Origin of the sequence: Paraburkholderia sp. GAS334, assembly GCF_050436625.1 — a bacterium.
Taxonomy (GTDB): domain Bacteria; phylum Pseudomonadota; class Gammaproteobacteria; order Burkholderiales; family Burkholderiaceae; genus Paraburkholderia.
Map to the genome: position 1 here is coordinate 130,754 of NZ_JBNDMO010000012.1, position 13,947 is coordinate 144,700.

At 55.4% G+C, this 13,947-nt stretch carries 7 protein-coding genes and 2 pseudogenes; 7 read left to right on the plus strand and 2 right to left on the minus strand.

The features are described from left to right. Positions 1-28: 28 nt before the first annotated feature. The 5 genes from P3T21_RS22410 to P3T21_RS22430 all read left to right on the plus strand — a co-directional run bounded on the left by P3T21_RS22410 (position 29) and on the right by P3T21_RS22430 (position 6,533). Positions 29-1,402 (plus strand): aldehyde dehydrogenase family protein, encoded by a 1,374-nt coding sequence (locus P3T21_RS22410; RefSeq protein WP_429258130.1) that lies wholly within the window; start codon positions 29-31, stop codon positions 1,400-1,402. A 209-nt stretch (positions 1,403-1,611) separates the two neighbouring features. Beyond that, entirely contained in the window at positions 1,612-3,066 is a 1,455-nt protein-coding gene (locus tag P3T21_RS22415) for a CoA transferase (RefSeq protein WP_429258131.1), read from the plus strand. Positions 3,067-3,365: 299 nt separating this feature from the next. Beyond that, a complete protein-coding gene (locus tag P3T21_RS22420) occupies positions 3,366-4,478 on the plus strand; it encodes a porin (protein WP_429258132.1) in 1,113 nt (370 codons plus the stop codon). Positions 4,479-4,862: 384 nt separating this feature from the next. Next, entirely contained in the window at positions 4,863-5,873 is a 1,011-nt protein-coding gene (locus P3T21_RS22425) for a LysR family transcriptional regulator (RefSeq protein ID WP_429258133.1), read from the plus strand. A gap of 447 nt (positions 5,874-6,320) precedes the next feature. Continuing rightward, positions 6,321-6,533 (plus strand): hypothetical protein, encoded by a 213-nt coding sequence (locus tag P3T21_RS22430; RefSeq protein ID WP_429258134.1) that lies wholly within the window; start codon positions 6,321-6,323, stop codon positions 6,531-6,533. A gap of 15 nt (positions 6,534-6,548) precedes the next feature. On the opposite strand, the pseudogene P3T21_RS22435 reads toward P3T21_RS22430, so the two are convergent. Further along, positions 6,549-6,955, minus strand: a pseudogene (locus P3T21_RS22435) (IS3 family transposase); the annotation flags it as partial. A gap of 789 nt (positions 6,956-7,744) precedes the next feature. Between P3T21_RS22435 and P3T21_RS22440 the strand changes: the two are divergent. Continuing rightward, positions 7,745-8,983 carry an MFS transporter gene (locus tag P3T21_RS22440; RefSeq protein WP_429258135.1) on the plus strand — a complete coding sequence of 413 codons (1,239 nt, stop codon included), beginning with the start codon at positions 7,745-7,747 and terminating at the stop codon, positions 8,981-8,983. An 833-nt stretch (positions 8,984-9,816) separates the two neighbouring features. Here P3T21_RS22440 and P3T21_RS22445 read toward each other — a convergent pair. Then, positions 9,817-10,116 (minus strand): annotated as a pseudogene (locus P3T21_RS22445) (hypothetical protein); the annotation flags it as partial. Between the two features lie 563 nt (positions 10,117-10,679). Here P3T21_RS22445 and P3T21_RS22450 point away from each other — a divergent pair. Then, entirely contained in the window at positions 10,680-13,874 is a 3,195-nt protein-coding gene (locus P3T21_RS22450) for an efflux RND transporter permease subunit (RefSeq protein WP_429258136.1), read from the plus strand. Positions 13,875-13,947 lie beyond the last annotated feature (73 nt).

Consider the following 13,947-nt stretch of genomic DNA (forward strand, 5'->3'; position numbering starts at 1 on the left):
GTCCGTCCCCCCTGGCACGGCGCAGTATATGGATGTCTTTAACCCCGCCACTGGCGAGAAGGTCGCCACTGTGGCACGGGGCGATGCTCGAGACGTTGATTTGGCAGTCGCAGCGAGTAAGCGTGCGCTGCCCGGCTGGCGGGACGTGCGCCCGGCAGAGCGTGGCCGCGTGCTCACCCGCATGGCCGCGCTTATTCGCACGCACGCAGGCGAATTGGGCGAACTGGAACGCGAGGAGACCGGCAAGCCTCCGACGCAAGTGGCCATAGAAATGGAGAATACCGCCCAGTATTTCGAGTTCTATGGCGGCTTGGTCAACGCACTTCAAGGCGAGACGATTGACTTGGGGGCCGGATACCATTCGTACACACGGCGTGAGCCGTTCGGCGTAGTCGCGACGATCCTGCCGTGGAACTTGCCACTCAACCAGGCCGGCCGCGCCATCGCGCCTGCGCTGGCGTCCGGCAATACTGTCGTGGCCAAACCCTCGGAGGTGACGTCGACGACCCTGCTACGCCTGGCCCTAATGGCCGTTGATAAATGCGGCTTGCCACCTGGCGTGCTCAACGTGGTCACCGGAACGGGTCCAGAAGTCGGAGCAGCGCTGGTCGAACATCGTGATGTGCGCAAGGTTGCCTTCACCGGTTCCGTACGCGGGGGCCGCGAAGTGGCTCGTGTCGCTGCCGAGAGGCTCATCCCGCTGACGCTTGAACTGGGTGGCAAGTCACCCGATGTGGTGTTCGCTGATGCAGATCTGGTGCAGGCGGTGCCCGGAGCCCTGCGCGGCTTCGTCTTCAACGCAGGGCAGGCGTGCATTGCCGGGACGCGGGTACTTGTGGAACGGTCCATTCATGACGCATTTGTCGAGGCTATGACCGGCGCGATGCGTAATCTCAAGATCGGCTCAGGGCCCGATGCTTCCGTTGGCCCGATGACGACCCGCCAGCAGTACGACAAGGTGCGCGAGTACTTTGATGTGGCACAGGAGGAGGGCGCGGTGGCGGCTGTTGGGGGTACTCTTCCCGACGCAGCTGAGTTGCAGGGTGGTTGGTATGTCACGCCAACTCTTTATACCGGCGTTACCAACAAGATGCGTATCGCCCGCGAAGAGATCTTTGGTCCGGTTGCTTGTGTTATCCCGTTCGACGGTGAGGACGAGGCAGTGGCTATAGCCAATGATTCCGATTTCGGTCTCGCGGCGGGCATCTGGACGCGAGATCTGGCACGCGCGCACCGAGTGGCGGCACGCCTCGAAGCCGGCCAGATCTACATCAACGAGTATATGGCGGGCGGTGTAGAGACGCCTTTGGGCGGCTACAAGCTCAGTGGCTACGGACGTGAGAAAGGTATTGAGGCCTTGTACAACTACACGCAGGTCAAGTGTGTAACCGTGCGTCTGTAACGGACCGTCTGGTGGAAACTGCAATCGCGCTTGACCAGGGCAGGATTCCACCAGTCTCGGGCAAAGAGTGTGTGCGCTACAGCAACTGGAGTAGGGATGAGACTCCGCCTTCCGGGACGGGCCATAGAAAATAGGATTGATCGTTGTCCATTAAAAATAGGACAACGATATACCGATATCTAATTTGTGGTTTCAACTGGATAGACGAGATGAAGGCAAACGAATCCTCGGCTGATCAAGACGGGGCGGCGGATTTTCAGCCGGAACCGCTTCGTATACTTCGCGAACTGTGGCAGACGGCCGGTCTGGATGCAAGCGCGCTCGACAACGTCGTATTGAGTGGATCCGACCCGGTGTTCCCGTCCTCGTTTGCGATCGGTACTGCCGCACAGGTATCCATTGCCGCTGCGGCGTTGGCCGCCTGCGAGTTTGGCCATCGCCGAGGTGCTCCCCGCCAAAACGTCAGCGTGGACATGCGTCATGCTGCTCTGGAATGCACTGGCTGGTTTAGCGTCAATGGCCACTCTCCGGAACTGTTCGACGCCCTCTCGGGTTTGTATCGCTGCCGGGATGGCTGGGTACGTCTGCACGCTGTGTTCGAGCATCATAGGCACGGTGCGCTGCGCTTGCTAGGCCTCGACCCGCACAGCGCAACACGTTCTGACATTGCGGAAGTTCTTGGTTCGTGGCGTGCTGAGGATTTCGAGACTCTTGCTGCCAACGCAGGCCTGGTCGTGACGGCGCTGCGTACGTTTGCCGAATGGGATGCGTCGCCGCAAGGAATGGCGGTTGCCGCGATGCCACTGTTTTCCATTGAGCGCATTGGCGATGCGCCGCCACGCGACTTGGCCGCCGCGTCGCACGCGGACAATACCGCCGCGATGCCTTCGCCTCTGGCAGGCGTCCGCGTGCTCGACGCGACGCGCATTCTCGCCGGCCCAGTGGGAGGGCGGACCCTGGCCGGATATGGCGCAGACGTAATGCTCGTCAACGCGCCTTATCTGCCAAATATTGAGGCGATAGCGGAAACCAGCCGCGGCAAGCTTTCCACGCATGTCGATCTTGGGTCGCTTGAGGGGCGGTCGACTTTCGAGCGGTTGCTAGATGGGGCCGATGTTCTAGTACAAGGATATCGTCCTGGCGGATTTGAGGCACTGGGATTTGGCCCTAAAGATATCGCCAGTCGCCACCCAGGAATGGTGTATGTAACGCTGACGGCATACGGTCGAAATGGACCGTGGGCGATGAGGCGCGGCTTCGACTCATTGGTCCAGACCACTATGGGCTTCAACGCCGCAGAGGGTTTCGCGGCAAGACAGGAACAACCCCGCGCGTTCCCCATGCAGATTATCGACCATTGCACTGGATTTCTTATCGCTATGTGTGTCGCAGCGGCACTGATCCGACAGAGGGAGCAGGGCGGCACTTGGCACGTGAATCTCTCATTGGCACAGACTGGCCATTGGCTGCGAGGTTTGGGGCGCGTAGCCGACGGGTTTGGGGTATCGATGCCAGACGCGGAGGAATACCTCGAGACGCGCGAGTCGGGATTTGGTCAACTGCGCGCGCTTCGCCATAGCGCGAATTTATCCCGCACGGATGTGTCATGGGCACGACCGTCCATGCCACCCGGAAGTCATCCGCCCGTGTGGCCAGAAAAATGAAAATGTGATTAGGGAAGATGGGGTGGCGCGACAACAGTCTGCTCATTCAAAACTGCGCCACCACATTTCGGACAGATGTGCCGAAGTTCTGCCTTTCCTGATGATTGGCTTGGACTGATTTCCCCCATTTTCGTTCGCGTCGGATTGGGACTGATGACGAAGGGCAGGGAGCGTCGGTAGAGCAATTAATAAGAAAAAATGTTGGCCTGAGGAAACCTCGGAAATCCTCGGAGAAACATGTAGTTGGAGTTGGCTGTAGAAGTCTATTTTAAATATAAACCATTAAAGGATTGGAGACAATGAAAAAGTTAGGATGGCTAATCATAGGTGCTTCGTCAGTGATATCCGGATTAGCATGGGGGCAGTCATCTGTCACTCTGTTCGGGATCGTCGATGTCGGTATCGTGAGTCGGTCGCAGCAGGCCGCAAGTTCTAGTCAGAATGCAGGTGGCTCCGCGATTGCAATGAACTCGGGCTTTTGGACACCGTCGCAGTGGGGGATTCTCGGCAAGGAGGATCTGGGCGGAGGAATTAAGGCAATCTTTAGCCTGATTTCCACCATCAACCTTGCAAACGGGGCAGGAGGGACGACATCCCGATTCTTTGACCGAAATGCGTATGTTGGGCTGTCTAGTGATAAGTGGGGAACGGTTACGTTCGGGCGTCACTACACGCCCCTCGCTGAAGTGTTTTACGCAGCGGACCCTCTTCACGTTGGGAATAGTGCCTCGAATATGAACATCCGTTTCGGCTACTTGGGAGGTCCAGGTACGGTGATCGCCGGCAACTTCGGTTCTGACTCAGGGCTTGCATCAAATAGCCTCGACCGTCAGGACAATTCAATGAAGTACACATATTCGAATCACGGTGTCACAGCGACTTCCATGTATGCCTTCGGTGGTAATGCTGGCAATTTTAGGGGAAACAGCTCGCTCGGTGGCCTGCTGGGTTACGACGACCGGTCAGTGACTCTGCGCAGTGCCGTCATGCAGTTCAAGGACAAGAATGGCGTGAACCTCAACGCGTACGCCATCGGAGGCGTCTATTCCATCGGGACAGTTCAGTTTAGAGCGACATGGGCACAGAATGAGATTCAGAGCGGTAGTTCCGTATACCAGCATCTTAAGACGCAGGTTTACTCTGGCGGCGCGAGCTGGTTCGTCACGCCTTTTGTTGACCTCACGCTCGCTTACTACCATGGCAAACGAAATAGCGACGGTGCGCCTGATCAGGTCGCGAACAAGCTCTACTTTGCAACCGAATATTTTCTGTCAAAGAATACCGAACTGATAGGGCTTGTCGATTTCGAACGCTTTAACGCGTTCGGTTCGGCTTTGGATACCGGCACGCCACTGAGAAATGGGGCTGGGTCGTCGTTTCAGATAGGTCTCGGTATCGAACACAAGTTCTAGTCACGTTGCCGGACGCCGGTGGCTAGAGCGCTGACTGGTGCCTTGGCTGTTTTCGACGTTCCGCGGCCGTCCATACCAGGGCGGCCGCCCATAGCTTGACTATCGAGGCAGGTCGCTTACCTGTCCCGAATTCATTCCAGTCTGTATCCACGACGTGGCCTGAAAATCTCGGCCTTCAGGCCACGCCACGGGTAAACGGTGACGTCGGATCCGGAATTCGCTGGCTGCAAAACCGCGCCGACTTCGCAAACGCAGCTGCTGAAAAATTGTCAAATGCGGCAGGGACGATTTTGATATTTTCGCGTACGATTGTCCATGTCAGCCTTACAATGACTGTCGACTCATTGATACGATGAAATTCCCTCAGGTAGAGGACGCAAGAAAATGGACCGCTTCAACGCGATGAAAGTATTTACCCGAGTGGTAGAGGCGAACAGCTTCTCCCGCGCCGCCGACACTCTTCATATGACTCGAGCCTCGGTAACTACGATCATTCAAGCGCTCGAAAATGATCTTCACGTTCGGCTCCTTCAGCGTACAACTCGACGCTTGAATTTGACCCCGGACGGTGCTGCCTACTACGAGGCGTGCGTCAGGATCCTATCGGACGTAGAGGAGACAGAAAGCTCTTTCGCGAGTGCAGGCGTGGCGCCCAAAGGCAGACTGCGCGTCGACATGCCAGGCCTGATCGGAACAAAGATTATCATGCCCCAGCTGGATGAATTTCACTCACGCAATCCGGGCATCCAGGTCCTCATAGGATTCAGTGATAAGCCTGTGGATCTGATCCAGGATGGCGTCGACTGTGTAATTCGGGTGGGCGCCTTACAGGACTCCAGCTTGGTTGCTCGGAAAGTCGGCCTGTTTGCTGGTATAACCGCCGCCAGTCCAAGCTACCTGGAACAGCATGGAATGCCGGAGACTATCGATGATCTTTCCAATCACACCGCTGTGCTGTATTTCTCTGCGCTTACCGGGCGGATCAGCGACATGAATTTCGTCGTCGGGGAGAAACAGGTTAACGTAAAAATGACAGGCCACGTTGCCTTCAATGATGCTGAAAGCTACATAAAGAGCGGCGTAGCAGGGGCCGGTCTCATTCAGATTGCCCGTTTCATGCTGTTACCGTATCTACGAAGTGGTCAACTAGTGGAAGTCCTGCCGCAAGCGAAGCCACAAGCTCTCCCTGTATCACTGGTTTATCCGCACAATCGACACCTCTCACCAAAAGTTCGCGCATTCGTCGACTGGGTTTCGGAACTGTTTTCGCGTTGTCCGCTATTGTCGGGCGGGAGCGACCCTTTGATTGAAGAGATGTACTTCTCCGGCCTGCAGCCGCTAACCGTCGAACAACGTCACGCAGTCAACGTCAACTATTGCGAGGCGATGCGTTAAAGGCCGCCACCATCTCTGATGGTTCTTTTCACGCTAAAATTCACGTCGCCGTTTCTAAGGCGTATGCGATCTCTCAATGGAATTCGTTGTTACCGACTGACACGACGTCTATCGACCACGTGTTCAGAACTCGCACGTCCTTGTCGCTACCGAGGGCGGAACATCTTGTACACGAGAAGCTACGCCACGCTCTGAAACCAATGCTTCTATGTCGCATAGACTCAGTTCTCGACGGAAATACCGACACACGGCATAACTGACGACGCCAGTTGAAAACAACATCGGTACGATATTGCTTGCGACCTGCTCGTCACAAAATCTCCGCAATCGATCCGCGGGCTGGCAACGGTGTTCACAACTATTCAGTCAATCAGGAGCCGTCGAATTGGCTCTTGAGTGTACGCAACTATCGCCCTGATAATCCTGGCAGGCGAAGATGAAACGCGAATGCAGGACGACGTGCTGACTGCATTGCAGCGGGATCTGCGAGCGACACCTTACGCGGCCCAAAGCGCGCGGAAACAGTACGTCGCTGCTGCCCCCGAGAACCGGCTCGTCGCCAACGAACTGGAACGACGCTTGAATGTTGCGCTGCTGCGAGTGGGGGAACTGGAATCGCGTATCGCGCGACAAGCGATATCGCGCTCGTCATCCATTTGAAGGGCTGCACACATACCGGGCGCGTGCCGAGGCGGCGTCGCGTGCAAGCAGCTCTTTCCACGCGCGCGGCCACCCGGACTCGCCTTTAATCCCCCGCGAATCGCCATGATGTGTGCCAGCGGCGCGTCGTCGCTCACGCGGCTTCGATGCAGCTTGTCTTGCACAGCGCGTTGCCGGCGTTGATGAGCGCCGCTGGCACTGACCTCCAGTACTTCGCATAACCGAAATTGGCCGGTGACTGCGGTTGCGTTCGATGAAGGCGTACTTCACTTCGAGTCCTTCGCGAACTACGCCGCAGCCCTTTTTAAAATGTCGTGCTCCATTTTCAGGCGGGTCATTTCGGCACGCAGTCCAGCCACTTCCATCTCATCCGGGCTTGCCGGCTACGTGTCGGCTCCACCGAGCTCGCCGTCCTGCTCAGCCACGCATTCGTTTTTTCGGGCGCGCTCGAATGCCGGCTTTCCCTATCCATCTTCCCGGCAATTCAATATTGAAATTACCAAGAAAAATTCTCAATTGTTACATCTTTCCAAAACAGTTAACTTATTTTTTTCCGCACAAATCCGCCGCAACGACCGTCTATCATCCACAGAACGGATGCCCTTTAAGACATGCCTCGCAAATCTAGAGGGATATCCGAATCATTGGAAAGAGAAATTGATCATGAAAATTCATCTTTTAGCCATGATTGCAGGCGCAGTCATCGCGAATGTAGCTTTTGCGTCTGTAGCAAGTGGATATGTGCCCGCGCCGCTCTACCGCCCGAGGTCGGAGTACCCACATTCCAAATGCGGTCAAAGTACGCAAACCATTGGGAACAATGGAAGCGCGCAGCGACATTTTGAATCATATTTCGGAAACACAAAGGAATACAACATCGAATCGGGAAAGCTAGCCGTGCAACTCATATGCACGGAATACTCAAACGAGTGAATCGACGTAGTAATGCCAAGTGCACAGTAGAACTCTGCGTACCGGCGTATCACACGGAGCAGATTTCGGACTCGCCAATGCGACGGTTGCCGGTGGATCCGCGCTGACGATCTGTATTAGACGGATTCGGACGACGATTAGTACACGAGCGTAAATGCTACTCGATGCGAGCATTTCTCTACCTGAAAGCACACAACGGATCCGCAATTCCGCGGTAAGCCGCATACAAACCTATTTCTGGCAGTCAAATTCTGCTTCTATCCTTCAGAGATAATCCAATGTCCACGACAATGACCCCCGATTCTGCGGCACCATCACCTGAGTCATCTCCGCGTATGCCCATTCAAGTGTGGCTGTTAACATTATGTGCCTTTGCAGTCGGAACAGCGGAGTTTGTAATAGCGGGCCTCATCACCCAGATCTCAAGTAGCCTCCACGTCACGGAGGGACAAGCCGGCTATCTAATCATTGCATTTGCAGTCGCTGTCGTTTTTGGCGGTCCCCCGTTAACCATTTTTTTAGCGCGCTTCGAGAAGAAACGAGTATTGCTGTTTTTGATGCTTTTATTCATCGCAGGTAATCTCATCTCGGCTACGGCTACCGACTTTTCGGTGGTGCTTGGCGCACGTGTGCTTGTAGGACTTGTTCAAGGTCCGTTTTACGGCATCGGCGCGGTAGTTGCTACCAGTCTAGTGCGTCCCGAACACGCGGGCCGGGCGCTTGGTCAGATGTTTGCCGGGCTTACGCTTGCCAGTGTCTTAGGGGTCCCTGCAGGGACTTGGATTGGCACCCATTTTGGTTGGTCAACAACGCTCTACGCTGTCGCCGGACTAGGGGTGGTGGCTCTGGTCGGTGTTCAACTATTGTTGAAGACAATGAAAATCGACGAGGACCGAATGAGCGTCCGCTTACAACTGGCTGCTTTCCGGAACCCGCAGTTGATCGCCAGCGTCGCCTTCACCGTGCTCGCCTGGACCGGATTTATGGCCTGCTATGGCTATATTGCTCCGGTCGGAGAACTCGTCGCGGGTTACTCAAGGGAGGGTACTGTGATTCTAATGATTATTGTTGGCTTCGGCATGTTGGTCGGCAATCGGATCGGTGGCCAATCTGCAGACCGCAATCTTTCTGCTACGCTAATATTTTGGCCGTTCGCAATGATTTTGTCATTGCTATTGCTTGGTGCAGTTGTACATTCGTTTTGGGCCTTCACGGCGGCATCTTTCATTTTTGGGATCGCATCATTTGCAAACGTCTCGCCAATGCAGATGCGCGTTATGAAGTATGGACAGGGTGCCCCCGAACTTTCCGCGACTGTGAACATCTCCGCTTTCAATCTCGCCAACTGCCTTGGTGGATTCATCGGTGGAAAGGTTATCGACTCCTCTCATCTAGGTGCGGCATTCGTACCGTACGCAGGAATCGGCGTCTCACTGATTGGACTGATCTTAATCGTTTCCCTTGAATGGCGCGCTTTCCGACGCGGCGTGACGAAACAAGGACCCCAATCTGCGTAAGTCATATCGCTCTGCGCAGAGTGCCAAGTCGCGGACAATAGCTCGTTCGAGCTGGGCGAACCCGGAAACCACGCATGTGCGGGTGGCGCGTCCAAGTGCAGGCTGAAAAGTACTAGTGCAGCTTGGACGCAAAGAAACTTTCCGCTCCTAAACTGTGCTGATCGGTTCCCCTGCGCTTCGGATGACCATCTCGCCGTCACCGAGACCGACCCGTCGGGCAACCTGATATCGACCCGGCGTTTTGCGCTGCTTCGCGAAGACGCCACGTCGGGACAGCGCGAGGCCGCGCTGTCCGACGTGCTCTCGGATGCTGTGGCCTGGGCGAAGGACGAACTGAAACCCATCGTCGCCGAGGATCTCGACTTCACGGCGAAGAAGAAGCGATAGCGCAGCTCAGCCCAAAGGGCGCGCGGATGCTCTCCGGGCTCTCTACGCGAAATACCGGCAACTGCTCGAAGCGAAGTGCTTTCGTGCGGGTGTCGAGCTGATCCTGATTGACCCGGCCTATACGTCGACCATCGGTGCGGTGAAATACGCAGCGCGACGAGGCTGGAGTGTGCATACTGCCGCCGCGGGTGTCATCGCCCGTCGCGGACAGAAGTTGACTGAACGTCTGCCACGAGCTGACACGGTGATCCGTGTTCCGGTGCAGGGAGGTCACCACGCCCTCGAGCTACCTGCAAGGATAGCGGGAGATTCGCGTGTGGTCGCCTGGCGCAGTGCTCATGCGGCGTACAGAGGTGTGGTGCGCGAGCAGTGGCTCGCCACCCGGGGCGGCAAGCCGCGCCGGAGTGCGACAGGTACCATGGGTGATGGCGGCAACGCCGCCCCCCTCAGCAGGGACTACCGTTACCCCTGCGACAACAATCTGCATGGGCAGGTTTGTGCACCATTAAGCTAACGGTCTCATAGATGGCAAGCAGGAGTTCTCGGCGACGAACGCAGGAGTTTGGGGAAAGGTAGCAGACAGTCTTGCCAACTGGTCCGGGCGTGGCGCCCAGACCCGAATGTAGCGTGTCATGCCGATAACGGTGATGTCCGCCAACCGTCCTGCAGAAGGGCGCCAGTCGCCCTTGCCGGTGCCAGCGTAGCAGTGCGCCGACCGCCACGCCCAGTTGCTCTGCCGCTTCGCCAGTTGATAAGAGTCACACCCGGTATCTTTCAAATATACCGGGTGTAGAACTCATTCTGAACGCAATGTTCAGATTTGTTCACGGTCTACGCGAACTGCGGCAAATCCTCACTTGTGTCAATCGGCCTTAGAACGATGCCGCGTGGAGTCAATTTTCAGTTGCGTTCGCATTGTTTCTGAAATTCGTAATTGTGTGCTCGTACTTTGATGATTTATCAAATGCGGCTAGACCCCTAAAGTCGATCTCATCGAAATCGAAGGGAAGGGTGCAAAAAACCGCTCGCCAGAGAGGTGCTCGAAATTCTCGGTTCGGGTCGAGTTGTGTGGCAAGTCGCGATGGGCAGGTGCGTGCAGTTTTTTCGTTGCGGAGCCGCCAGGGCGCCTTCCCATTAGGCCGCAACACGCGGGCAAAGTATTTTATGCGGAAAACGCCTCGTGCCTGGTGAACGAATTGCAACGCATTTGTCCCGCGCGACTCTGCGAGGCCCTAAGCCGCAATGAACACAGTATCGAACATCTCTAAGATAGCATGTTGAACGGCGGTGACGCCATCAGAGCTCCATTATGAATATTTCTAAATTTTTTATCGATCGTCCCATTTTCGCAGGGGTTTTATCCGTACTTGTGTTACTGGGCGGTCTCATTTCGCTCTTGAAGTTACCGACTTCGGAGTATCCGGAGATTATCCCGACCTCCGTGATCGTAAGGGCGCAGTTCCCGGGTGCAAATCCCAAGGTCATTGCCGAAACCGTTGCCTCTCCACTGGAGGAGTCGATTAACGGTGTTCAGGACATGCTATATATGCAGTCCCAAGCGAATAGCGATGGCAATTTGGCGCTGACAGTCACCTTCAAGCTGGGTGTGAATCCGGACCTGGCGCAACAGCTCGTCGAAAATCGGGTGCAACAGGCGCTTCCTCGACTTCCGGAAGATGTGCAACGACTCGGCGTAACGACGATTAAGGCATCGCCGGTGATGCTTTTGACGGTACATATTATCTCGCCAGACAATAAGTACGACACGAAGTATCTACGCAACTATGCTCTTATCAATGTAAAAAATCGACTGGAGCGAATCGACGGCGTTGGTGAAGTGCAGCTCAAAGGCGCCGGAGACTATTCCATGCGTGTATGGCTCGACCCAGGGAAGGTTGCGCAGTACAACATGAATGGGAGCGATGTTGTCAATGCGATCCGTAAACAAAATATCCAGGTCGCAGTAGGCGCCATCGGCTCATCGCCTTCTCTTCCCAGCGTTCCATTGCAACTGAATGTGAATGCACAGGGACGCCTGCGCACTGAGGCCGAGTTTGAGAACATTGTATTAAAGACCTCTCCTGGTGGAGCGGTTACCCACTTGCGCGATGTGGCTCGCATCGAGATGGGCGCATCCGAGTATGGGCTGCGCTCGCTCGTCAATAACAAGCAGGCAGTTGGATTATGGGTCTACGAGCAACCAAACGCTAATTCCCTTCAGATATCAAAGTCGGTCTATAAAGCCATGGCGGACCTGAAGGCTGACATGCCGCAAGGGGTAGACTACATCATCGACTATGATACGACGCAGTTTGTACGTTTGAGTATCGGTGCGGTGGTTCACACTCTTCTCGAAGCGATTGCCCTCGTGGTTCTCGTGGTAATTGTCTTCCTGCAAACATGGCGCGCATCTCTGATTCCTTTACTTGCAGTACCTGTTTCGATTATTGGCACATTTTCACTGCTTCTCGCATTTGGCTTCTCAATCAACGCGCTTTCGTTGTTCGGGATGGTGCTGGCGATCGGGATTGTCGTAGATGATGCGATCGTTGTGGTTGAGAACGTCGAGCGAAATCTCGCGTCTGGGCTTTCGCCGCGAGAGGCTACTTACCTGGCTATGCGCGAGGTGAGTGGCCCGATTATCGCCATTGCGTTGACGCTGATAGCTGTGTTTGTACCCCTGGCTTTCATGACAGGGGTTACGGGTCAGTTCTATAAGCAATTTGCAATGACAATTGCGATCTCGACGGTTATCTCGGCGTTCAACTCCCTGACGCTGTCACCGGCTTTGGCAGCCGTGCTTTTGAAAGGCCACGATGAACCGAAGGACTGGCTCACCCGCCTGATGGACCGATTTTTGGGAGGCTTCTTTCACAGATTCAATAAATTGTTCCATCGCGGTTCGGAGTCGTATGGTAAAGGTGTTTCGGGCATCGTCGGCCGTAAGAGTTTGATGATGGGCCTTTATGTGCTGTTAATCGGCGGGGCGGTTCTAATGGGCAAGCTTGTGCCGAGCGGGTTTGTCCCACAACTCGACAAGGATTACCTGGTCAGTTTCGCTCAATTGCCCAACGGTGCAACCCTTGATCGATCGGAGGACGTAGTACGGCAAATGTCCGACCTCGCCAAGGGTCAACCAGGTGTCGAGGGGACCGTTGCGTTCCCGGGAATGTCAATTAACGGGTTCACTAATTCATCGAGCGCCGGCATTGTGTTTATCCTGCTCAAACCATCCGCAGAGCGAAAAGCTAAAGCGCTATCCGCGGACGCCATTGCCGGTTCCCTGCGTCAAAGGTTTTCGACGATCAAGGGCTCGTACACAGCGGTATTTCCACCACCTCCCGTGCTTGGTTTGGGAACGCTCGGTGGCTTTAAGATGCAACTCGAGGATCGTGGCTCGCTAGGCTACACGGCATTGAACGATGCAGCTCAGGCCTTTATTCAACGAGCGGCGCAGACACCCGAACTTGGACCGACGTTCTCCAGCTATCAAATCAACGTACCAGAACTGAATGTCGACATTGACCGGGTTCGAGCAGAGCAGCTTGGCGTTTCGGTAGACGATGTGTTTAGCACGATGCAGGTTTATCTGGGTTCGTTTTATGTCAACGACTTTAATCGATTCGGTCGCGTATATCAGGTACGGGTGCAGGCGGATGCGCCATTCCGCGCATCGACCGAAAACGTTGGCATGCTCAAGACACGCAATGCAAACGGTGAAATGGTGCCGCTTTCGTCGATCGTTAAGGTATCACCAACCTACGGTCCTGAGATGGTGGTGAGATACAACGGGTATACGGCGGCAGATATTAATAGCGGACCGGCGCCTGGCTATTCGGAGGGCCAGGCACAAGCAGCCGCCGAGCGTATTGCCGCAGAGGTGTTGCCGCGTGGAATCAAGTTCGAATGGACCGACCTGACCTACCAGCAGCAGCTCGCGGGTAATGCTGCGATGATCGTGTTCCCGGTTAGCGTGCTGTTGGTCTTTCTAGTACTCGCGGCTCTATATGAAAGCCTTACGCTTCCGTTGGCGGTAATCATGGTTGTGCCGCTCAGCATTTTTTCAGCGCTATTCGGTGTATGGATCACGCATGGAGACAACAACATCTTCACACAGATCGGTTTGGTGGTGCTGGTCGGCTTGTCTGCCAAGAACGCAATCCTGATTGTCGAATTTGCCCGTGAACTGGAGATGCAAGGCCGCACAATCGTCGAAGCCGCAATCGAGGCGAGCCGCTTGCGTCTTCGTCCAATCTTGATGACCTCGTTCGCCTTCATCATGGGCGTGCTTCCGCTGGTGTTCTCGTCAGGGGCGGGCGCGGAAATGCGCAAGGCAATGGGTATCGCTGTGTTTTTCGGGATGCTGGGCGTGACTTTGTTCGGCCTGTTGCTTACCCCCGTTTTCTACGTGCTTCTGCGCAAAGTCGCTGGCGGCGAGAAACTGGTTGCCACGCATGGTTACAATCCTCATGTACGCGAGGTAGAGGCCCCGGTCGAATCCTGATGACATAGAGGAACCGACATCAACTCACATTGGTTCGGCTTGTCGCGTCGGTATTGCATTGACCCGATGTACA

Excerpts from the sequence above, each read along its gene's own strand:
- P3T21_RS22440 (WP_429258135.1), top strand. The coding sequence starts at position 7,745 with ATGTCCACGACAATGACCCCCGATTCTGCGGCACCATCACCTGAGTCA.
- P3T21_RS22425 (WP_429258133.1), top strand. The coding sequence starts at position 4,863 with ATGGACCGCTTCAACGCGATGAAAGTATTTACCCGAGTGGTAGAGGCG.
- P3T21_RS22410 (WP_429258130.1), top strand. The coding sequence starts at position 29 with ATGGATGTCTTTAACCCCGCCACTGGCGAGAAGGTCGCCACTGTGGCA.
- P3T21_RS22420 (WP_429258132.1), top strand. The coding sequence starts at position 3,366 with ATGAAAAAGTTAGGATGGCTAATCATAGGTGCTTCGTCAGTGATATCC.
- P3T21_RS22430 (WP_429258134.1), top strand. The coding sequence starts at position 6,321 with ATGCAGGACGACGTGCTGACTGCATTGCAGCGGGATCTGCGAGCGACA.
- P3T21_RS22415 (WP_429258131.1), top strand. The coding sequence starts at position 1,612 with ATGAAGGCAAACGAATCCTCGGCTGATCAAGACGGGGCGGCGGATTTT.
- P3T21_RS22450 (WP_429258136.1), top strand. The coding sequence starts at position 10,680 with ATGAATATTTCTAAATTTTTTATCGATCGTCCCATTTTCGCAGGGGTT.